The organism is Duganella sp. GW821-FHT07F09 (assembly GCF_059418705.1).
Genome location: NZ_JBWKQJ010000004.1, coordinates 147,058 through 166,128, shown reverse-complemented (window position 1 = coordinate 166,128; position 19,071 = coordinate 147,058). Strand labels below are relative to the sequence as shown.

Here is a 19,071-nt window from a genome sequence, read left to right as displayed (position 1 = left end):
TGAAATCACAGGAATATACGAATGAATAGCACTGTCACCCCTCCAGGCGTCATCGAAGCCGATGCCGTCATCATTGGCGCCGGCCCGGTCGGCCTGTTCCAGGTCTTTGAACTGGGTCTGCTGGAAATCAAAGCCCACGTGATCGATTCGCTGGGCGCGGTGGGCGGACAGTGCGTGGAACTGTATCCGGACAAGCCGATCTACGACATCCCGGCCGTGCCGTCGTGCACCGGCCAGGAACTGACCGACAACCTGCTCAAGCAGATCGAGCCGTTCGAGCCGACCTTCCACCTGGGCCAGGAAGTGACCAAGGTCGAGCGCCGCGACGACGGCCGTTTCGACGTTGAAACCAGCGCCGGCACCCGTTTCACCACCAAGACCATCTTCATCGCCGCCGGCGTCGGCTCGTTCCAGGCGCGCACCCTGAAGGTCGACGGCATCGAAGTGTTCGAAGGCTCGCAGCTGCACTACAAGGTCAAGGACCCGGCCATTTTCGAAGGCAAGAACATCGTCATCTGCGGCGGCGGCGACTCCGCGCTGGACTGGGCGCTGAACTTCGTCGGCAAGGCCGAATCGGTCGTTTTGCTGCATCGCCGCGAAGATTTCCGCGCCGCGCCGGCGTCGGTCGCCAAGATGAAAGCCTTGTGCGACGACTACGAGATGCAGCTCATCATTGGCCAGGCCACCGGTTTCGAGTCGAAAGACGACAAATTGAGCGAGCTCAAGGTCACCGGCGCCGACGGCGTGACCCGCCGCGTGCCGCTGGACATGCTGCTGGTGTTCTTCGGCCTGTCGCCGAAACTGGGCCCGATCGCCGAATGGGGCCTGGACATCGAGCGCCGCCAGCTGAAGGTGCAAAACACCGAGAAGTTCGAGACCAACGTCCCGGGCATCTTCGCGGTGGGCGACATCAACACCTATCCTGGCAAGAAAAAGCTGATTTTGTCGGGCTTCCACGAAGCCGCGCTGGCCGCCTTCGGCGCCGCGCCGTACATCTTCCCGGACAAAAAGATCCACATGCAGTACACCACGACGTCGCCGAAACTGCACAAGGTGCTGGGCGTGGAGACGCCGGTCTTCGATTAAAGCCGCTGAAACGCCGGTTCCGCGCCACGGAAACAACGGCAAGGTGGTGCGTAGGGGTGTGTCCTACACAAAAGCAGCGGAAACGCTGCTTTTTTTATGGGTTCAGCGGTACTATTATCAAACCAAGGGCATAGCGCGCACGACCACTGCGCTTTCCCCCGGGTATTTAGAAATGCTTAGCGCCACGAACAAATACTCTATAATTGGCTTATGATGAGATGTATTGGTGCACCGCACCATGCTTTGACCGGGAAGACCTATGCTCTACCAACTGCACGAAATGCAACGCACGCTCCTTTCGCCCCTGATGCAATGGGCGGACGCGACCGCTAAAATCCTGACCAATCCGGTTTCGCCGCTGGCGCACACGCCGTTTTCGCAACGGATCGCCGCCGGTTACGAGCTGATGTACAGGCTCGGCAAGGACTACGAAAAGCCGGCGTTCGAGATCGACTCGACCGTCATCAATGGCGAGACGATCGGCATCATCGAACAGGTGGTTGTCAATAAAGCCTTTTGCCGCCTGATCCACTTCAAGAAAGACCTGGACGACAAGCGCACCACGGCGCTGAAGCAGCCGACCGTGCTGCTGGTGGCGCCGCTGTCGGGCCACCACTCCACCCTGCTGCGCGACACCGTGCGCGGGCTGCTGGTCGACCACGACGTCTACATCACCGACTGGACCGACGCCCGCATGGTGCCGGTGTCGGAGGGCGCGTTCCATCTGGACGACTACATCTACTACGTGCAGGACTTCATCCGCCTGCTGGGCCCGGACCTGCATGTGATCTCCGTATGCCAGCCGACGGTGCCGGTGCTGGCGGCCATCGCGCTGATGGCCACCGACAAGGATCCGAAGCTGCCGAAAACGATGACGATGATGGGCGGCCCGATCGACCCGCGCCGCTCGCCGACGGCGGTCAACAACCTCGCCACCGAGAAGAAGTTCTCGTGGTTCGAGAACACCGTCATTTACTCGGTGCCGCCGAATTATCCCGGTTTTGGCCGCAAGGTCTACCCGGGCTTCCTGCAGCACGCCGGCTTCATCGCCATGAATCCGGGACGCCACGCGCAGAGCCACCGCGAGTTCTACAGCCATCTGGTGGAAGGCGACGACGAGCCGGCGGAAAGCCACCGCAAGTTCTACGACGAATACAACGCGGTGCTCGACATGCCCGCCGAATACTATCTGGACACGATCAAGACGGTGTTCCAGGACTTCTCGCTGCCGATGGGCACGTGGAAGGTCGGCGGCAAGCTGGTGCGTCCACAGGATATCACCACGGTCGCGCTGTTCACCGTCGAAGGCGAGCTGGACGATATCTCCGGCGCCGGCCAGACGCAAGCGGCGCACGACCTGTGCACCGGCATCCCGGCCGAGATGCAGCAGGACTACGTCGCCCCTGGGGCCGGCCACTACGGCATCTTCTCGGGCCGCCGCTGGCGCGAAATGGTCTGCCCGAAGATCACCGAGTTCATCAAAAAACACGGTTAAGAAATAGCCCCAACAAGATCCCCGCCCGGCGCGGGGATTTTTTTTGCCGAGACAGCGCCGGCGCTAAGGTTTTTCGGCCCGCCCGGCGCAGATATCGGATAATGGCGCTTTAGTTATCGCTTTCCCGCGCCCCTCACCGCCGTGCCCACCAACAAAACACTCGCCGACCGCGTCGAAGACGCTCTGCCGCAGACGCAATGCACCAAGTGCGGCTATGACGGCTGCCGTCCGTACGCCGAGGCGATCGCCGCCGGCGCGGCCGACATCAACCAATGCCCGCCCGGCGGCGCCGAAGGCATCGTGCGGCTGTCGGCCGTCACCGGACGCAAGGTCATCCCGCTCAATCCCGTCAACGGCGTTGAGCGCCCGCGCGCGGTCGCCTACATCGACGAAGCGCTGTGCATCGGCTGCACCCTGTGCATCCAGGCCTGCCCGGTCGACGCCATCGTCGGCGCGGCCAAGTTGATGCACACGGTCGTGCCGGACCTGTGCACCGGCTGCGACTTGTGCGTCCATCCCTGCCCGGTCGATTGCATCGTCATGTATCCGGTCACCGAAACCTCCGGCTGGGCCGCATGGAGCCAGGCGGACGCCGACGCCGCCCGTGAGCGGCATGACTTCCGCGCCATGCGCCTCAAGCGCGAGAAGGACGAGAACGACGCGCGCCTGGCCGCGAAGGCCAGCACCAAGATGGCGGCGGTCGAAGCGCTCGACCCGGCCACCGACGCCGACGCCGCCGAGAAGGAACGCAAGCGCGCCATCATCGCCGCCGCGATGGAACGCGCGCGCCTGAAAAAAGAGGAAGCCGCGCGCGCGGCCGCCGACGCCAAGCCTGTAGATGGAAACCCGCCTGAATGAATCCAGCCAAACGCCAAGAAATGTTCGAGCGCTTCCGCGCCGCCAATCCCAGTCCCAAGACCGAACTTGAATACACAACGCCGTTTGAGCTGCTGATCGCCGTGCTGTTGTCGGCGCAGGCCACCGACGTCGGCGTCAACAAGGCCACGCGCAAGCTGTATCCGGTCGCAAACACGCCGGCGAAGATCCTTGAATTGGGCGAGGAGGAACTGAAGTCCTATATCCAGACCATAGGCCTGTACAAGACCAAGGCGAAGAACGTCATCGCCACCTGCAAGATCCTGCTGGAGCAGCACGGCGGCGAGGTGCCGCGCGACCGCGAATCGCTGGAGGCTTTGCCGGGCGTGGGCCGCAAGACCGCCAACGTGGTGATGAACACCGCGTTCGGCGAACTGACGATGGCGGTGGACACGCACATCTTCCGCGTCTCCAACCGCACCGGCCTGGCGCCGGGCAAGAACGTCGACATCGTCGAGCAGAAGCTGCTGCGGTTCGTGCCGAAGGAATTCTTGCAGGACGCGCACCATTGGCTGATCCTGCACGGCCGCTACACCTGCAAGGCGCGCAAGCCGGAATGCTGGAACTGCATCCAGCAAGACCTGTGCGACTATCGCCAGAAGACGCCGATGCCGGACGGGCTATAAAACACGTAGGGCGGATTAGGCGGAACGCCGTAATCGGCCACGAGCCGCCAACCACGCGAAACGCAGTCACACCAATACCAGATTATCCCGATGCACCAGCTCACGCCCCTCGACGAAACCGAGAATGGATTCGATCTCGCTCGACGGCTTGCGCATGATGCGCCGCGTCTCCGCGCTGGTGTAATTGGACAGCCCGCGCGCCACCGGCAAACCGCTCTCGTTGACGCACGTGATCACCGCGCCGCGTCCGAACTCCCCCTTCACCTCCACCACGCCGATCGGCAGCAGCGACTTGCCCTCGCCGGTCAGTTTCTGCACCGCGCCGGCATCGAGCACCACCTGCCCCGCCGTGTGCAGATGATCGGCCATCCACTGCTTGCGCGCCGTCAGATGCCCGGTCTGCGCCGCCAGCTCGGTGCCGATCGACTCGCCTCCGGCCAAGCGCTCCAGCACATTATCCTCGCGCCCATAAGCGATCACCGTGTGCGCGCCCGACTTGGCGGCCCGCTTGGCCGCCAGGATCTTGGTCAGCATGCCGCCGCGTCCCAAACTGCTGCCGGCGCCACCGGCCATCGCCTCCAGCGCCAGGTCGCCCGCGCGGCCTTGCTGGATCAGCACCGCCGCCGGGTCCTTGCGCGGATCGGCGCTGTACAACCCCTTCTGGTCGGTCAGGATGATCAGCGCGTCGGCCTCGATCAGGTTCGCCACCAGCGCGCCCAAGGTATCGTTGTCGCCGAATTTGATTTCGTCGGTGACGACGGTGTCGTTCTCGTTGATGATCGGGACCACGCCCAGGCGCAGCAACGTGGTCAGGGTGGAACGCGCGTTCAGATAGCGTTCGCGGTCGGCCAGGTCGGCGTGCGTGAGCAGCACCTGCGCGGTGCGCAGCTCGTGCGCGCGGAAGCTGGTCTCGTAGATCTGCGCGAGCCCCATCTGGCCGACGGCGGCGCAGGCCTGCAGTTCGTGGATATCGGTGGGGCGCTGCTCGAAGCCCAAACGCAGCATGCCCTCGGCGATGGCGCCGGAGCTGACCAGCACCACCTGCTTGCCCATGGCGCGCAGGGCGGCGATCTGCGCGGCCCAGCGCGCGATGGCGGCGTGATCGAGGCCGCGGCCGTCGTTGGTGACTAAAGACGATCCTACCTTGATGATGATGCGCGTGGCTTTTTGTATGACGGAATTCATGGGTGCGACAGTCTCTTAACAGTCTTGTTACATGCGGGACGCGAGTCCGGATCCCCGGCGCGAGCCAGGACCTACATTGCTGTGTGCTGTGAAGGGCCGGGTGGATGACCCGTTCTTGCCGCGGCAGACGCCCGTCCCGGGATGCGGGACGGCGCTGTTGTGGAAAGCATAAGCAGCGAATAGCTGATTATGCCGGTGATGCGGATTTTTATCGAGGACTAGTCGTGCTTAATCGAGAATTTTGAAACGGGGATCGTCCGGATCGATCGAGGAAATGCCGCGCGCTTCCTCCGTCATCTGCGTTTCTTCCGAACGTTGTTCGGAATGGCGCTTCTCTTCAAGGTGCATCTGGATCGCGTTGACCAGTTCCTGGGTGCCGTCGTGGCTCAGCGCGGAGATCTCGAACACGGGACCCTTCCAGCCGAACTTCTTGACGAAATCCTTGACGGTTTTCTTGCGGTCCTCTTCCGGCACCATATCGAGCTTGTTGAGCACCAGCCAGCGCGGCTTGTCGACCAGCGACTCGTCGTACTTTTTCAGTTCGTTGACCAGGGCCTTGGCTTCCTTGACCGGATCGACGTTGGTCTCGAACGGCGCCAGGTCGACGATGTGCAGCAGCAGGCCGGTACGCTGCAGGTGGCGCAGGAACTGGTGACCCAGGCCGGCGCCCTCGGAAGCGCCTTCGATCAAGCCGGGAATGTCGGCGATCACAAAGCTCTTCTCGTGCGAGACGCGCACCACGCCCAGGTTCGGGTGCAGGGTGGTGAACGGGTAGTCGGCGATCTTCGGACGGGCGTTCGACACGGCCGAAATAAAGGTCGACTTGCCGGCGTTCGGCATGCCCAGCAGGCCGACGTCGGCCAGCACCTTCAGTTCCAGGCGGATTTCGCGGCGTTCGCCTTCCTTGCCCTCGGTCTTTTGACGCGGTGCGCGGTTGGTCGAGGTCTTGAAGTGGATGTTGCCCCAGCCGCCCTCGCCGCCCTTGGCCAGCAGTTCCATCTGGCCGTGTTCGGTCAGATCGGCCAGGATTTCGCCGGAGGCGTCGTCGATGATCAGGGTGCCGACCGGCATGCGCAGGTGGATGTCGTCCGCGCCCTTGCCGTAGCAATCGGCGCCACGGCCGGCTTCGCCGTCTTTGCCGCGGTGCATCTTGGAGAAGCGGAAATCGACCAAGGTGTTGATGTTACGGTCCGCTACGGCCCAAATCGAGCCACCCTTGCCGCCGTCGCCGCCGTCAGGGCCGCCGAACGGGCGGAATTTTTCACGGCAAAACGAGGCACAACCATTGCCGCCGTCACCACCGATCACTTCAATTTTTGCTTCGTCGATAAACTTCATGATGTACCGCCATAAAACTAAAAAGGCTCTACCGTGGGCAGAGCCTTTCGATTGAAGGCTCGCGCCTTACAAAGGGGACAGCCGGGCGCGGGCGCCTGGCCGTGAGCGTGATTTACGCTGGTACTGCAGCTGCTGGAGCGTTTGGTACGACGGTCACGAATTGCTTCGAACCTTCGCCCTTGACAACGAACTTGACCTTGCCGTCCACCAGGGCGAACAGGGTGTGGTCTTTGCCCATGCCAACACCTTCACCAGCGCGCACCGGGGTGCCGCGTTGACGAATGATGATGCCGCCAGCATTGATCGATTGACCGCCGTAGACTTTTACGCCCAGACGCTTTGACTCTGAGTCACGACCGTTACGCGTTGTGCCGCCGCCTTTTTTGTGTGCCATTTAAGACTCCTTGGATACTAATTCTCGGGCAAACGGAATTAACCGTTGATCGATACGATTTGGATTTCGGTGTAATTTTGGCGATGGCCTTGATGCTTCTGGTAGTGCTTACGACGACGCATCTTGAAAATCTTCACTTTATCGTGACGACCGTGTGCCACAACAGTAACCAGTACCTTTGCACCCTCAACCAGGGGAGCACCAAACTTGATGCTTTCGCCTTCGCCAACGGCGAGGACCTGATCGATGGTGAGTTCGGAACCAATGTCTGCCGGTATCTGTTCTACTTTAAGTTTTTCGCCAGCGACAACTTTGTATTGTTTGCCACCGGTTTTTATGACCGCGTACATGATTTGAAACCTCATCAAATGTTAAGAAAATTCCCTCCGTCGCCAACGGGACAACATGCATGGTGATCGGGGAACCGCTGATTATACATGGGATGCCAATTCGCGTCAAAAACTATTCACAAATGGCCGATGGCGTGGTATGTCGACAAGCTTGCATGATGATGGGCGGCATCCAGGTGTTAGCTAATTAACAAACGAGTTGCCACAAACAAGGGGCGGCACCCCTGTGGACTGGGGCATGTCGTATAATCTCGGCACCAATAGTCCACTGCACAGGTTCGTCTTGTCTGCCGCCACCCACACCGCAACACAAAACAATATCGCCCACTCGATCGCCGCCGACATGGACGCGGTCAATTCGGTGATCCGCCGCAAGCTGCATTCCGAGGTCAGCCTCGTCAATCAGATCGCTGAATACATCATCAGCGCCGGCGGCAAGCGCATCCGCCCGGTCCTGGTACTGCTGGTGGCGAACGCCTATTCCTACAAGGGCACCGGGCACCACGAGCTGGCCGCCGTCGTCGAATTCATCCACACCGCGACCCTGCTGCACGACGACGTCGTCGACGAATCGTCGCTGCGCCGTGGCCGCGCCACCGCCAACGCGCTGTTCGGCAACGCCGCCTCGGTGCTGGTGGGCGACTTCCTGTACTCGCGTTCGTTCCAAATGATGGTGGGCCTGAACAACATGCGCGTCATGCAGATTTTGTCGGACGCCACCAACGTCATCGCCGAGGGCGAAGTGTTGCAGTTGCTTAACATGCACGACCCGGACGTCAGCCAGGAGCGTTATTTGCAGGTGATCCGCTCCAAGACGGCCAAGCTGTTCGAAGCGGCGGCCGAGCTGGGCGCCTTGATCGCCGGCGCCAACGACGCGCAAATCGCCGCCGCCGGCGAATACGGCCGCTCGCTGGGCACGGCCTTCCAACTGATCGACGACGTGCTGGATTACGCCGGCGACGCCAGCGAAATCGGCAAGAACGTCGGCGACGACCTGCGCGAAGGCAAGCCTACCTTGCCGCTGATCTATCTGATGGAAAACGGCACGCCGGAGCAGCGCGAATTGGTTCGCACCTGCATCGAGCAGGGCGATGAGCAGCACTTCGACACCATCCTGGCCGCCATCACCAGCAGCGGCGCGCTCGACTACACGCGCCAGCAAGCCGAAACGGCCGCCCAGCGCGCCGCCGAAGCGATCGCCGACCTGCCGGACAGCGTCTACAAGGAATCGCTGCTGCAGCTGGCCGATTTCTCGGTCAACCGCACGCATTAAGCGCCGCGTCGGCGGCGCCGGATGGGCCGCTGGCGGCGCTTGGCGGATTACGGCGTTCCGCCTAATCCGCCCTACGTGTCTCCGTGGTTACACGCCTGGCCCCGATGGCGGATACCCCCACGAGTCACGTAGTGCGGATTAGCGCAGCGTAATCCGCCATGGAGCCGCCAATTACGTCATCAAAGCAGCTCCTGCACCAACTCCGACGGCCTGCACAAGCGCACGCCCTTCTCCGTCACCACAAACGGACGATTGATCAGAATCGGATGCGCGATCATCGCGTCGAGCAGCGCATCGTCGGACAGCGATGCATCCGCCAACCCCAACTCCCCATACAAATCCCCCTTGTCGCGCATCGCCTGGCGCGCGGTCAGCCCGGCCTTGGCGATCATCGCCTTCAGCGCGGCGCGCGACGGCGGGTTTTTGACGTAATCGACAATCTCCGGCTCGATGCCTGCGGCGCGGATCGCCTCCAGCGTTTTGCGGGAAGTCCCGCAAGCGGTATTGTGATAAATCGTGACGGTCATATGCTGCCCCTGAGCGTAAATTCAAAGACGGGATTATCGCTTAAAACCTCGCGGCGGCGGCCGGCGGACATGCCGATTGCCTGGCGCCGGGTTTTATGTTTTCATCCTGGTGTTACCTCCCACACAAGGCTGCCCATGAAACGCTCTTTGATATTCCTGCTGTTCGCGGTATCGCCATTGCTGGCACAGGCCGCGGACGCCACCGATAACCAGTTGATCGAACGCGCGGTGCGCGACTATATCGAGTCGCAGCACACCCCCGATCCGTCACGCATGGAGCGCGCCCTCGACCCCAAACTCGCCAAGCGCACGTATTGGAAGGCGGCCGATGGTTCTGAATTCGTCATGAACACCGATTTCGACACCATGGTCAAGGTGGCCAGGACCTATAACAAGGACGGCACGAAATTCCCGCCACAGCCACGGGTCGACATCAAGATCCTCGATGTCGACCAGCGTGTGGCAACCGTCAAGCTTACCGCCGACGAGTGGATCGACTATATGCACCTGTATAAGAATCAGCGCAGCGAGTGGAAAATCGTGAACGTGCTTTGGCAGTACCACGACACCACACGCCAAGTCTCGATTAAAACTTCGCCGCCAAACTGACACCGATCGCGCGCGGCATCAGACGATAGCCCTGCACGATCGACGCCACCTGCGGATGCTGGATCACCTTGTCGTTGTCGAACGCGTTCTTCACGAACACGCTGACGTTGTACCGGTCGAAGCCCATGCCGGCGCTGAAGTCGGCCGTGTGATACGCCGGACGCTCGTAATCGGTCAGCTCCGGATTGAGCGAACCCTTGCTCGATCCGACCCACTGCACGCCGCCCATGACGAACGCGCTGCGCTCGCCCAGCGCGAAGTTGTAGCGCGCATTGATCGCCGCGTTATATTTCGGCACGCCCTGGATCTGGGCGCCCGCCACCGCGCCGACCACACCGTTCTGTATGCCCTGGTCGTTCGACAGCTCCGCCTTGACGTAGCCACCCGAGGCGCTCAAGGTCAGCCCGGCGATCGGCTTGGCCTTGATGTCGAATTCGAAGCCCTTGCTGGTGGCGTCGCCGGCGTTGGCGTTATACGTGTACGCGCACGTCGGCAGATAAACCCCCTGCTGGATGTTCTTCCACTTGATGTAGAAGACGTCGGCGTTGATCGTCAAGCGGTTGTTGAGGAAGCGCGACTTGCTGCCCACCTCGTAGTTCCACAGGCTGTCCGACGCGTAGTTCGGCGGTCCCTCGGTCAGGCCGTTCAACTCCAGGTCCGGGCCGCAGGTGGTCGGCGGCACGAAGATGTTCGATCCGCCAAGACGGAAGCCCTTCGATACGCTGGTGTACAGCGTATGGCGCGGATCGACTTCCCACGTCAACGCATACTTCGGCGTGAACGCGGTCGACTTCAGGCTCGCGCCGCTGTTGTTGCCCGCGCCGGCCAGGTAGTTGCCGTTGCGCTGTTCCAGATTCGAGCTGGCGCGCAGGTAGCGCGCGCCGACCGTCGCGTGCACCGTCGGCTTGAAGTAGTAATTGACCTCGCCGAATATCGACGACTGCTTTTCCTTGTAGTGGAAGGCGCCGGCGAACGAGTTATCGTTCGGGAAGGAGCCCGGGCGCACGTCGGGCAGCAACTCGGGATCGTAAATGTCGAAACCAAACTGCCGGAACGTGTCGGTCACGCCGAAGATCGGATCGTTCTCGGTGATGTTGGTATGCTGGCGCGAGAAGTACGTCCCCGCCAGCCAGGTCCACGGCGACACCGCCGCATCGTACGGACGCGAAGCCAGGCGGAACTCCTGCGACACCTGCCGCACCTGGTTGTTCAGATACACGGCCGACGGCAGCGCCGCGATGGCCTCGATCAGCTCCGGCGGCGCCTTGCCGCCATCCTCGGTCGAGGTCAGGAAGGTCGACAGCGAATAGCTGTTATAGGCCGAGCCGTTCTGCGTGCGGTCGAACTTGCGCGAAAAATAGCTGGTGGCCGACGTCAGATCGACCGCGCCCAGATCCCAGTTGACGGTCACGCTGGGCGTGAACAGCTTGTCGATGGAAGGCTCGCGCACCTGCTTCTGCGCCTGATAGTTCGGCAGCTCGATGTTGAAGGCGGAGATGTCCTTCGCATCCAGGCGCTGATAGTAGATCGACGGCGTGATCGTCAACGCGCGCGTCGGCTTCCACTTCAGCCCCAGCCGCAGTTCCTGGTCGCTGTATTTGTTGATGTCCTTGGCCAGCACCGCGCCGCCGCCGTCCACCTGATTGATGTAACCGCCCGTGTGCTGCGCCTGCACGCCGATGCGCAGCGCCAGCTCGTCGGCGATCAGCGGGATATTGCCGACCACATTGGCCGAGTAGCTTGGGCTGCCGTCCTTGGTGTGCGAATACTCGGTGTAGGTGGTGAACTCGCGCTCCTTCAGATCCGGCTCGTTCGGCACGAACTTGATGGTGCCGCCCATCGAGCTGGCGCCGTACAAGGTCACTTGCGGGCCGCGCAGCACCTCCACCCGGTCGATATCGAAGAATCTCGGCTCGACGTTCCCCATCGTGTAGACGTTGCCGACGGTGACAGGCGTATCGCCCAGATAGACGCCGACCGTCGCCGCGCCGGCCGTGGAGCTGATGCCCCGGATCTCGATGTTGGAGGTGCCCGGCCCGGCGCCGCCGTTGCCGCTGGCGGCCGTGAAGGAGATGTTGGGCACCACGCGCGTCAGGTCGGTGATGTCGCGGATGTGCTCTTCCTGCAGCTGCTTGCCGGTGACGGCCGAAATACTCATCGCCACCTTGGCCGGATCTTCCTTGCGCTTTTGCGCGGTGACAGTGACCACCTCGATTTCGTCGGACTGCTTGACCGGCACCTGCTGCGCGCCCACCGGACCGGCCAGCGCGGCCAAAGCGGCGGCGATGGAACTGCACATTATTTTTTGAGTGATCTTCATGCCTGCGCTTCTCCAGTCAGTAAGGACGTGCCCCAGAATGATGCATTTTTATATATTAACCATCTTGTAATTTTTAACAAGCAAGAAACCTGCCAAAATCGTCAACGTTGGAATCCGGCCACAAGTTGCAACGCCGTGCGGCAAGGCGATCATTCATCAATGGAATACCTTTGAGGTATCGGGCGGATACTCAATCGGTGTTGGACGCCCAGGGGGATGCTGTTTAATCTGAAGTCACTCAGCAATGGCAAGGTGATAACAGTGAGCAATATCCGAGGCACGCAAATGACGGTGGGACCGCGCGACTGGTCGGCATCGGCCGTCGCCGCCGGTTTTCTCGCGGTGCTGGTCTCCTACGCCGGACCGCTGGCGATCTTCTACCAGGCCGGACAGGCGGCAAATCTGAGCAACGACATGTTCGCGTCCTGGGTATGGGCGATCTCGATCGGCGCCGCCGTCTCCGGCATCTACCTCAGCTGGAGCTTGAAGATCCCGGTCATCACCGCCTGGTCAGCGCCGGGCACGGCGCTGCTGATCACCCTGTTCCCGGGCCTGTCGATCCACGAGGCGATCGGCGCCTACATCACCGCCGCCGTGATCCTGCTGGCGATCGGCCTGTCCGGCCAGGTCGACCGGGTGATGGCGGCCATCCCCAAAGGCATCGCCAGCGGCATGATGGCCGGCATCCTGCTGCCCTTCGGCCTGAACGCCTTCAAGGCCATCGGCTCGCTGCCGGTGCTTAGCTGCGGCATGATCGCCGCCTATCTGCTCTTCAAACGCTTCGCGCCGCGCTACGCCATCGTGCTGCTGCTCGCCGCCGGCGCCGCGATGGCGGGGATGGGCGGGCAAACCGATTTCTCCGGCGTGCGCCTGCAACTGGTCACGCCGCAGTTCATCGCGCCCGAATGGTCTTGGGCCAGCACCTTCAGCCTCGCGCTGCCGCTGGTGCTGACCACCCTGACCGGCCAATACCTGCCAGGCATGGCGCTGCTGCGCTCCTCCGGCTACAGTGATAATGAATGCAAGGTCCGCCCCATCATGACCACCAACAGCGTGGCTTCGCTGGCGGTGGCCTGCTTCGGCGGCATCACCATCGCCATCGCCGCCATCACCGCCGCCATGTGCACGGGATGCGACGCGCACGAGGATCCATCGAAACGCTACGTCGCCGGCATCTCCAACGGCGCGTTCTATCTGATCGCGGGCCTGTTCGGCGGCTCCATCGTCATGCTGTTCGCCGCGCTGCCGAAGGAACTGGTGGCGGTGCTGGCCGGCCTGGCGCTGCTCGGCGCGATCACCAACAACCTTGGCGGCATCATGGCGGCGGACGAGCACCGCGAAGCCGCCATCATCACTTTCCTTGCAACCGCTTCCGGCATGACCTTCCTGGGCCTCGGCTCGGCGTTCTGGGGAATCATGATCGGCATGCTCGCCCATGCCGTCCTTCACACCACAAAAAAATAAACCAAGAAAGAGACAACCATCATGCGACACATCGACGTCCATAAACTAGCCGACGACGCCACCTTCAACCGCTTCCACCGCAGCGTGTTGTTCTGGTGCGCGCTGATCATCATCTGCGACGGCTACGACCTGGCGGTGGCCGGCATCGCCCTGCCCTCGATCATGAAAGGCATGGGCGTGACCGCGCAAAACGCCGGCTTCATGGTCAGCTCCGCGCTGTTCGGCATGATGTTCGGCGCGATCTTCCTCGGCACCATCGCCGACAGGATCGGGCGCCGCAAGGCCATCGCCATCTGCATCGCCCTGTTCAGCGTCTTCACGGCGGCGGCGGGATTGACCAGCGACCCGTACACCTTCAGCGCGATGCGTTTCCTCGCCGGCCTGGGCATCGGCGGCGTGATGCCCAACGTGGTGGCGCAGATGACCGAATACTCGCCCAAGAAAATCCGCGCGACGATGGTCACCCTGATGTTCAGCGGCTATGCGGTGGGCGGCATGCTCGCCGCGCTGCTGGGCAAAGGCCTGCTCGAGAGCTATGGCTGGCAATCGGTGTTCCTCGCCGCCGGCCTGCCGGTGCTGCTGATCCCCTTCATGATGAAAAGCCTGCCCGAGTCGATGCCCTTCCTGATCCGCGAACAGCGCCTGGATGAACTCAAGGCAATCGTCACGCGCATGTCGCCGGGCTACCGCGCCGACGCCGGCGACCGTTTCGCCCTGCCGGTGAAGGACCAGGCGGGCGGCGCGCCGATCGGCAAGCTGTTCCAGGAAGGACGCGGCTTCAGCACGGTGATGTTCTGGGTGGCTTTCTTTATGTGCCTGTTCATGGTGTACGCGCTCAGCTCTTGGCTGACCAAGCTGATGGCCGGCGCCGGCTACAGCCTCGGCTCGGCGCTGACGTTCGTGCTGGTGCTGAATTTCGGCGCGGTGATCGGCGCGGTCGGCGGCGGCTGGCTGGCGGACCGCTTCCACATCAAATATGTGCTGATCGGAATGTACGCGCTGGCGGCGCTGTCGATCACCCTGCTAGGCTACAAGGTGCCGACCGAGGTGCTGTTCGTGCTGGTGGGCCTGGCCGGCGCCTCGACCATCGGCACGCAGATCGTCACCTACGCCTACGCGGGCCAGTTCTACCCGATGGCGATCCGTTCGACCGGCATCGGCTGGGCCTCGGGCGTGGGCCGCAGCGGCGCGATCCTGGCGCCGATCGCCATCGGCACCCTGGTCGGCATGGCGCTGCCGCTGGAGCAGAACTTCATGGCCATCGCGATACCGGCGGTGATCGCGGTGGTGGCGGTGTCCTTGATCAGCCATGGCCGCTCGGCGTCGGCGGCGCAGGTGGCCGCCGGTAGCGCAGCACCGGTCGCTGCGGGTAGTTGACGGCCTTCGCTAAAGCGCCCTAGTCCTAAGCTCGCGCCAAGGGCGCGCGTACCGCGCAAGGGATAATACAGACACAGCGGCAGCACGACGATCAGTGCTGCATGCAACGCGCTCCCCTCCGAAATCGATCATTTCCGCTCCGGCGGTGACTACAGCGACGACGCGGCCAGTTGGGAAAAACCCTGCAGTACCTTGCCAAGCTGACGGCCATGAGCGTACCTCAAGTCAGCAATGTACTCAGCGGAAAGGTAGATTCCAGACTCAACATCTGCGAAGCGCTGGCCGACGCCCTGGATGCTAGCCTGGTTCTTATTCCCAAGCATCTGTTGCCGGAGATTGCACGTCTCCTTTTCGGCAAAACCATTGGGCCAGATGATGGCTCGCGGTTGAAGGTCCCGTCAAAATCTGCTGTAATAACGCTGTGAGTCGGGGTGTGGCTCAGCCCGGTAGAGCGCTGCGTTCGGGACGTAGAGTCCGCGAGTTTGACGCCCTCCGCTCTGACCAGAATGACCTTATTTTATAAGGAAAAATTCTGGACGAAGTTGCCGAGGCGCATTAAAATACACCCGTGAATACCAAACGTGTGCCAATGCACACCGAGTTTAGGTATTCAGCTCATCCGCGCATTAGAGCGGGCACGGTTGCAAATCGTGATTTCCATTTGGTCTAACCACAATAGGAAAGTCACGTCCATGGCAAACATCGAAAACCGTAGCCGATTCACCATCTCAGTAAAACACCGCGCCAACCTCTACCGCGAATTCCGCTTTAACAACAAGGCGGAATTGAAGCATTACGCGGCTGAACTTCGTGCACAGGGATTCAAGCCCATAGCCGGTCAGCTTGAGGACGCGTTCCTCGTACGCATCCGCGAAAAGGGCCACCCCACATTTCAACAAACGTTTTCGTCTTTCGCCGACGCGGAAACCGCTTTGCACCGCATTCAAGCGGAACGCAAGAACGGTCTGTTCGAGGACTACACGAAGGCTCACCGAATTACGTTCGAAGACCTTCTCAAACGCTATATGAAAGAAGAAGGTCCACGCAAAAAGGGCTGGGACAAAGTGGAAAAGTACAAATTCCAGGGCTGGCTCGCGGACTTGAACGGCGGAGACGTAACCCCGTTATCTGATGGCGCGAACTCAGGCGCATCGAAAGCTCGCAAAGCCAATGTGATGCGCAAAACCACCACGTCCATCGAATGGATGCGTAAGCCGTTCGCGTCCATCCAGACGGAGGATATCGAGAGCTATGTGGCAGAGCGCCTTGAAGAAGTCGCGCCTGCAACTATCGACCGCGAAATAGACGTCTTGCGCTCGGTGTTTACTGTGGCGACGAAAATCTGGAAGTATCGGCTCTCCGAAAACCCAATGGATGCGGTTCGCCGCCCAAAATACTTCAATGAGCGGAACCGTCGTCTGAAGCCGCAGGAGGAGGCCGCACTAGTCGCGTCCGCACAAGAGGAAGACGCGCTTCGCTCTATCTGCCTCCGTGTGGACGAACTCGTGGCGCACGAGCGCATCGTGGCCGCCTCGCTGAATACCGTGTACGCCCGGAAAAATCACCTGAAGGAGGCGCTCAATACGGCGCGCATTCAGGCAGAATTAGATTACGTGCACATCCCTCTCTTCGAGACCTTCATCCAATTCCAGGTGATGACCGCTGCGCGACGTGGCGAAGCCCTCGCACTTCAATGGACGGACGTCGACTTCGACGCACGCTCTGCATATCTGGCAGAAACCAAAAATGGCCGTCCACGTTCGCTCGCCCTGCGGGCGCGATTGGTGGAAATGTTGAAGGACTTGCCGAAAGCAGCAGACCAAGTTTTTGGGCTTTCAGAAGATGCGTTGCGCAAAGCGTGGACACGAATCGTGGCGCGCGCAGGAATTGAGGACCTGCATATTCACGACCTTCGTCATGAAGCGATTACCCGCGTGGCAGAGACAACCAAATTCTCGCTCATCGACCTGCAAAAATTTAGTGGGCATCGAGACGTAAGAATGCTCCTCCGATATGCGCATTTGTGCACCACACATATGGCTCACAAGCTTGATGAGGCATTCGCCCACGAGGACAAGGCCTCAACGCATCGCGGGCGCCGCCGCCTCAAGGCAGGTACTGGCCTGTCGGTCGCGGAGGTGGTCAATGCAGCTCCTGCATCAAACGTGATACTGCTTTTTGGCAGGAACGCGGCGTAAGGATAGCCTCAACTGTAGGTCAGGACGGGCCGCCCTATACGCTGTCCGTCCCCCGAAATCACTATGGTACTCAGCAAGAAATACTCTAGTTACAGTGTGTCAGGTGTGTCAGGTGTGTCGGGTGCCCTGCTTTTACCATGACACACGAATATCATTTTTTTTTGAACGAAAACACCAATGTGTGTCGGGTGTGTCGGGTAATTTTGAAAGTATGGAACAGAAGAGAAAACCTTTAGAAAACTAGTTTTGGAATTTGCTCGACACACCCGACACACTCCGAAAGCCCAGCGATTACTTATGAAATATTGTGTCGGGCTTTGGAGCTTACTCAAGGCAAGAATGTGCAGCATGCACAAAAAAAGCGCCCGAAAGGCGCTTTGGTTCTTCTACGTTCACTCGGCATCGTTCGCATTATTAAGGGCGACCTCACAATATCTGACAGGCTTCCCGTCCACCCTAGTCCTCTCGTTCACGAAGTCTAAATTCAAAATTGCTTTGAGCTTCTTCCAAAAGCTCGCACCGCCGTCTGGGCGACAACCATTGCGCTCGCACCAAAGCTTAAAGTGTTCGTACACATCACTCTTCAGAGTTTGCATACCTGCCCTTTTCCCAATTCCGCAATCATTACACCAAGCTTGGACCACGTTGGACTCGGCCTTCACTTCGTAAATGAGCTCTGCCATGGCTGGTGGAAGGACGGGGTCAAACCCTCCTCTCCGCTGAAGCCGAACGAGACCATCAAGAGCCCAACTTAAAACACCGGTGAGCTCGTGCTTAATGATGTGCTCTGCAAGAAGCGGGTCTCGATTTGCTTCATCGATTGTGACGTTAAAGGGAACCACATCCCATCTCCGCCAGAAGCCTACCGAATGGTCACGTATAGCAGGAAGGTGATTTCCAAGCACAAGCCACTTCCCACGAATGCGCGCGCTCACCGGCGCCTTGAACTTCCTATTGACGTAGATTCGCTCTCCAGCAATAGCTGATTTGAGTATCTGTTCCTGCACGCCACCTTGCGGGACCTCATCCGCATAAATTAGGCTCGCGCTAATCAGCCCCGACATGCCGAACCCATCGAGCTCATCGAGACGCACGGCCTCGGGGCGAGCGTGCAACGCCTGCACTACGTTGGCTAAAACGCCCTTTCCATTTGCGCCATTACCAAGCCAAAATTGCGCCCGCTGGTGCCGAGTATCCGTGGTCAGCGTATAGCCGATATATTCTTGTACACGGCCGCGCACTTCGGGGTCTGGCAAGACGGTCTCGATGAACCGGTTGAAACGAGTGGAACTTTCCGCAGACGGCCGGAATTCACACGAGAGAACATGACGTACCCCCATTGCTGGGTCAGCATCTTGTAGGTGCAGCTCACCGTTTTTTATCCGGACGTAGCAATTCTTACATGGCACGACCATCTCCTCGGTCAAACCTTCCAGCGGTTCGCACCAGTGCTTCGCAGAGCCCACGGCACTCGCAGCGTTCTTTGGCGCTGCGTACTCGCGTTGATTAGCGACCAGCCAGTGATATGCCATTCGCTCTGAGTCATCGTCGTTCAGCACATTCCAATGAGTGCGTGTCCACTCATACAGTAAATTGCCTTCCTGCTTGAAACGTCCCAACGATGCAAGGTATTCAGCAAAAGCATGCGGGTCGAAGCTCATTGCTGGTCTCCCTCCAATACATGCTCGGCTAGCCAACGCTCTACGTCTACCGGTCTCCAGCGTAGCAATCGGGTGCCAGGCAAATGCAGTCGTGGGGGAACCGCACCTGGGTTTCTCTTCAAGTCCTTCTTTATGGTTCCGGCACTGCGGCCTAAGAGCTGCGCCAGTTCGTCTACGTCTAAAAGTTTATCCATGTGAAAATTTATTGAGTGGCCGCTATGCCAACACGGCACGCAGCGTCACAAGTGACAAGTAGGGTAGAGAGCGAATTTAAACGACGCTAGAAAGCAAC

The 19,071-nt window shown here is 60.5% G+C and carries 15 protein-coding genes and 2 pseudogenes; 10 read left to right on the top strand and 7 right to left on the bottom strand.

What is annotated here, in order from left to right; translation table 11 throughout:
* Positions 1-21 precede the first annotated feature (21 nt).
* The 4 genes from AC07P1_RS12325 to nth all read left to right on the top strand — a co-directional run bounded on the left by AC07P1_RS12325 (position 22) and on the right by nth (position 4,083).
* The gene (locus tag AC07P1_RS12325) at positions 22-1,086 is read left to right on the top strand and encodes an NAD(P)/FAD-dependent oxidoreductase (protein WP_090316145.1); all 1,065 of its coding nucleotides are present in this window, start codon (positions 22-24) and stop codon (positions 1,084-1,086) included.
* Between the two features lie 259 nt (positions 1,087-1,345).
* Positions 1,346-2,581 carry a polyhydroxyalkanoate depolymerase gene (locus AC07P1_RS12320; RefSeq protein ID WP_494696087.1) on the top strand — a complete coding sequence of 412 codons (1,236 nt, stop codon included), beginning with the start codon at positions 1,346-1,348 and terminating at the stop codon, positions 2,579-2,581.
* Positions 2,582-2,722: 141 nt separating this feature from the next.
* Positions 2,723-3,439 (top strand): electron transport complex subunit RsxB, encoded by a 717-nt coding sequence (gene rsxB, locus AC07P1_RS12315; RefSeq protein ID WP_494696086.1) that lies wholly within the window; start codon positions 2,723-2,725, stop codon positions 3,437-3,439.
* On the top strand, positions 3,436-4,083 hold the full coding sequence (gene nth, locus AC07P1_RS12310) for an endonuclease III (protein ID WP_494696085.1): 648 nt from the start codon (positions 3,436-3,438) through the stop codon (positions 4,081-4,083). Before rsxB ends, nth begins: the two co-directional genes overlap by 4 nt.
* A 66-nt stretch (positions 4,084-4,149) precedes the next feature.
* Here nth and proB read toward each other — a convergent pair whose 3' ends face one another.
* From proB to rplU, 4 genes are all read right to left on the bottom strand, one after another.
* Entirely contained in the window at positions 4,150-5,268 is a 1,119-nt protein-coding gene (gene proB / locus AC07P1_RS12305) for a glutamate 5-kinase (protein WP_315211817.1), read from the bottom strand.
* Between the two features lie 228 nt (positions 5,269-5,496).
* The gene (gene obgE, locus AC07P1_RS12300) at positions 5,497-6,606 is read right to left on the bottom strand and encodes a GTPase ObgE (RefSeq protein ID WP_090316161.1); all 1,110 of its coding nucleotides are present in this window, start codon (positions 6,604-6,606) and stop codon (positions 5,497-5,499) included.
* Positions 6,607-6,718: 112 nt separating this feature from the next.
* Entirely contained in the window at positions 6,719-7,000 is a 282-nt protein-coding gene (rpmA, locus tag AC07P1_RS12295) for a 50S ribosomal protein L27 (RefSeq protein ID WP_090316164.1), read from the bottom strand.
* Positions 7,001-7,038: 38 nt separating this feature from the next.
* Positions 7,039-7,350: a 50S ribosomal protein L21 gene (rplU, locus tag AC07P1_RS12290; RefSeq protein WP_008445658.1), complete on the bottom strand. Its 312-nt coding sequence runs from the start codon at positions 7,348-7,350 to the stop codon at positions 7,039-7,041.
* A 283-nt stretch (positions 7,351-7,633) separates the two neighbouring features.
* Between rplU and ispB the strand changes: the two genes are divergently transcribed.
* The gene (gene ispB / locus AC07P1_RS12285) at positions 7,634-8,623 is read left to right on the top strand and encodes an octaprenyl diphosphate synthase (protein WP_494696458.1); all 990 of its coding nucleotides are present in this window, start codon (positions 7,634-7,636) and stop codon (positions 8,621-8,623) included.
* A 182-nt stretch (positions 8,624-8,805) separates the two neighbouring features.
* Here the strand turns inward: ispB and arsC are convergent.
* Positions 8,806-9,150, bottom strand: a pseudogene (arsC, locus tag AC07P1_RS12280) (arsenate reductase (glutaredoxin)); the annotation flags it as partial.
* 135 nt (positions 9,151-9,285) lie between these two features.
* Between arsC and AC07P1_RS12275 the strand changes: the two are divergent.
* The gene (locus AC07P1_RS12275; protein WP_494696084.1) at positions 9,286-9,759 is read left to right on the top strand and encodes a nuclear transport factor 2 family protein; all 474 of its coding nucleotides are present in this window, start codon (positions 9,286-9,288) and stop codon (positions 9,757-9,759) included.
* Here the strand turns inward: AC07P1_RS12275 and AC07P1_RS12270 are convergent.
* A complete protein-coding gene (locus AC07P1_RS12270; RefSeq protein WP_494696083.1) occupies positions 9,737-12,079 on the bottom strand; it encodes a TonB-dependent receptor in 2,343 nt (780 codons plus the stop codon). The genes AC07P1_RS12275 and AC07P1_RS12270 overlap by 23 nt on opposite strands.
* A gap of 285 nt (positions 12,080-12,364) precedes the next feature.
* Between AC07P1_RS12270 and AC07P1_RS12265 the strand changes: the two genes are divergently transcribed.
* From AC07P1_RS12265 to AC07P1_RS12250, 4 genes and pseudogenes are all read left to right on the top strand, one after another.
* Positions 12,365-13,543, top strand: coding sequence for a benzoate/H(+) symporter BenE family transporter (locus tag AC07P1_RS12265; RefSeq protein ID WP_494696457.1), 1,179 nt, complete (start codon positions 12,365-12,367; stop codon positions 13,541-13,543).
* A gap of 21 nt (positions 13,544-13,564) precedes the next feature.
* Positions 13,565-14,920 carry an MFS transporter gene (locus AC07P1_RS12260; protein ID WP_494696082.1) on the top strand — a complete coding sequence of 452 codons (1,356 nt, stop codon included), beginning with the start codon at positions 13,565-13,567 and terminating at the stop codon, positions 14,918-14,920.
* A 161-nt stretch (positions 14,921-15,081) separates the two neighbouring features.
* Positions 15,082-15,345: pseudogene (locus AC07P1_RS12255) on the top strand (helix-turn-helix domain-containing protein); the annotation flags it as partial.
* A gap of 267 nt (positions 15,346-15,612) precedes the next feature.
* The gene (locus AC07P1_RS12250) at positions 15,613-17,118 is read left to right on the top strand and encodes a site-specific integrase (protein ID WP_494696081.1); all 1,506 of its coding nucleotides are present in this window, start codon (positions 15,613-15,615) and stop codon (positions 17,116-17,118) included.
* Between the two features lie 392 nt (positions 17,119-17,510).
* Here the strand turns inward: AC07P1_RS12250 and AC07P1_RS12245 are convergent, their stop codons facing one another.
* Positions 17,511-18,779 (bottom strand): DNA primase family protein, encoded by a 1,269-nt coding sequence (locus tag AC07P1_RS12245; protein ID WP_494696080.1) that lies wholly within the window; start codon positions 18,777-18,779, stop codon positions 17,511-17,513.
* Positions 18,780-19,071: the final 292 nt, after the last annotated feature.

Excerpts from the sequence above, each read along its gene's own strand:
- AC07P1_RS12325 (WP_090316145.1), top strand. The coding sequence starts at position 22 with ATGAATAGCACTGTCACCCCTCCAGGCGTCATCGAAGCCGATGCCGTC.
- AC07P1_RS12320 (WP_494696087.1), top strand. The coding sequence starts at position 1,346 with ATGCTCTACCAACTGCACGAAATGCAACGCACGCTCCTTTCGCCCCTG.
- nth (WP_494696085.1), top strand. The coding sequence starts at position 3,436 with ATGAATCCAGCCAAACGCCAAGAAATGTTCGAGCGCTTCCGCGCCGCC.
- proB (WP_315211817.1), bottom strand. The coding sequence starts at position 5,268 with ATGAATTCCGTCATACAAAAAGCCACGCGCATCATCATCAAGGTAGGA.
- obgE (WP_090316161.1), bottom strand. The coding sequence starts at position 6,606 with ATGAAGTTTATCGACGAAGCAAAAATTGAAGTGATCGGTGGTGACGGC.
- rpmA (WP_090316164.1), bottom strand. The coding sequence starts at position 7,000 with ATGGCACACAAAAAAGGCGGCGGCACAACGCGTAACGGTCGTGACTCA.
- rplU (WP_008445658.1), bottom strand. The coding sequence starts at position 7,350 with ATGTACGCGGTCATAAAAACCGGTGGCAAACAATACAAAGTTGTCGCT.
- AC07P1_RS12275 (WP_494696084.1), top strand. The coding sequence starts at position 9,286 with ATGAAACGCTCTTTGATATTCCTGCTGTTCGCGGTATCGCCATTGCTG.
- AC07P1_RS12270 (WP_494696083.1), bottom strand. The coding sequence starts at position 12,079 with ATGAAGATCACTCAAAAAATAATGTGCAGTTCCATCGCCGCCGCTTTG.
- AC07P1_RS12265 (WP_494696457.1), top strand. The coding sequence starts at position 12,365 with ATGACGGTGGGACCGCGCGACTGGTCGGCATCGGCCGTCGCCGCCGGT.
- AC07P1_RS12260 (WP_494696082.1), top strand. The coding sequence starts at position 13,565 with ATGCGACACATCGACGTCCATAAACTAGCCGACGACGCCACCTTCAAC.
- AC07P1_RS12250 (WP_494696081.1), top strand. The coding sequence starts at position 15,613 with ATGGCAAACATCGAAAACCGTAGCCGATTCACCATCTCAGTAAAACAC.
- AC07P1_RS12245 (WP_494696080.1), bottom strand. The coding sequence starts at position 18,779 with ATGAGCTTCGACCCGCATGCTTTTGCTGAATACCTTGCATCGTTGGGA.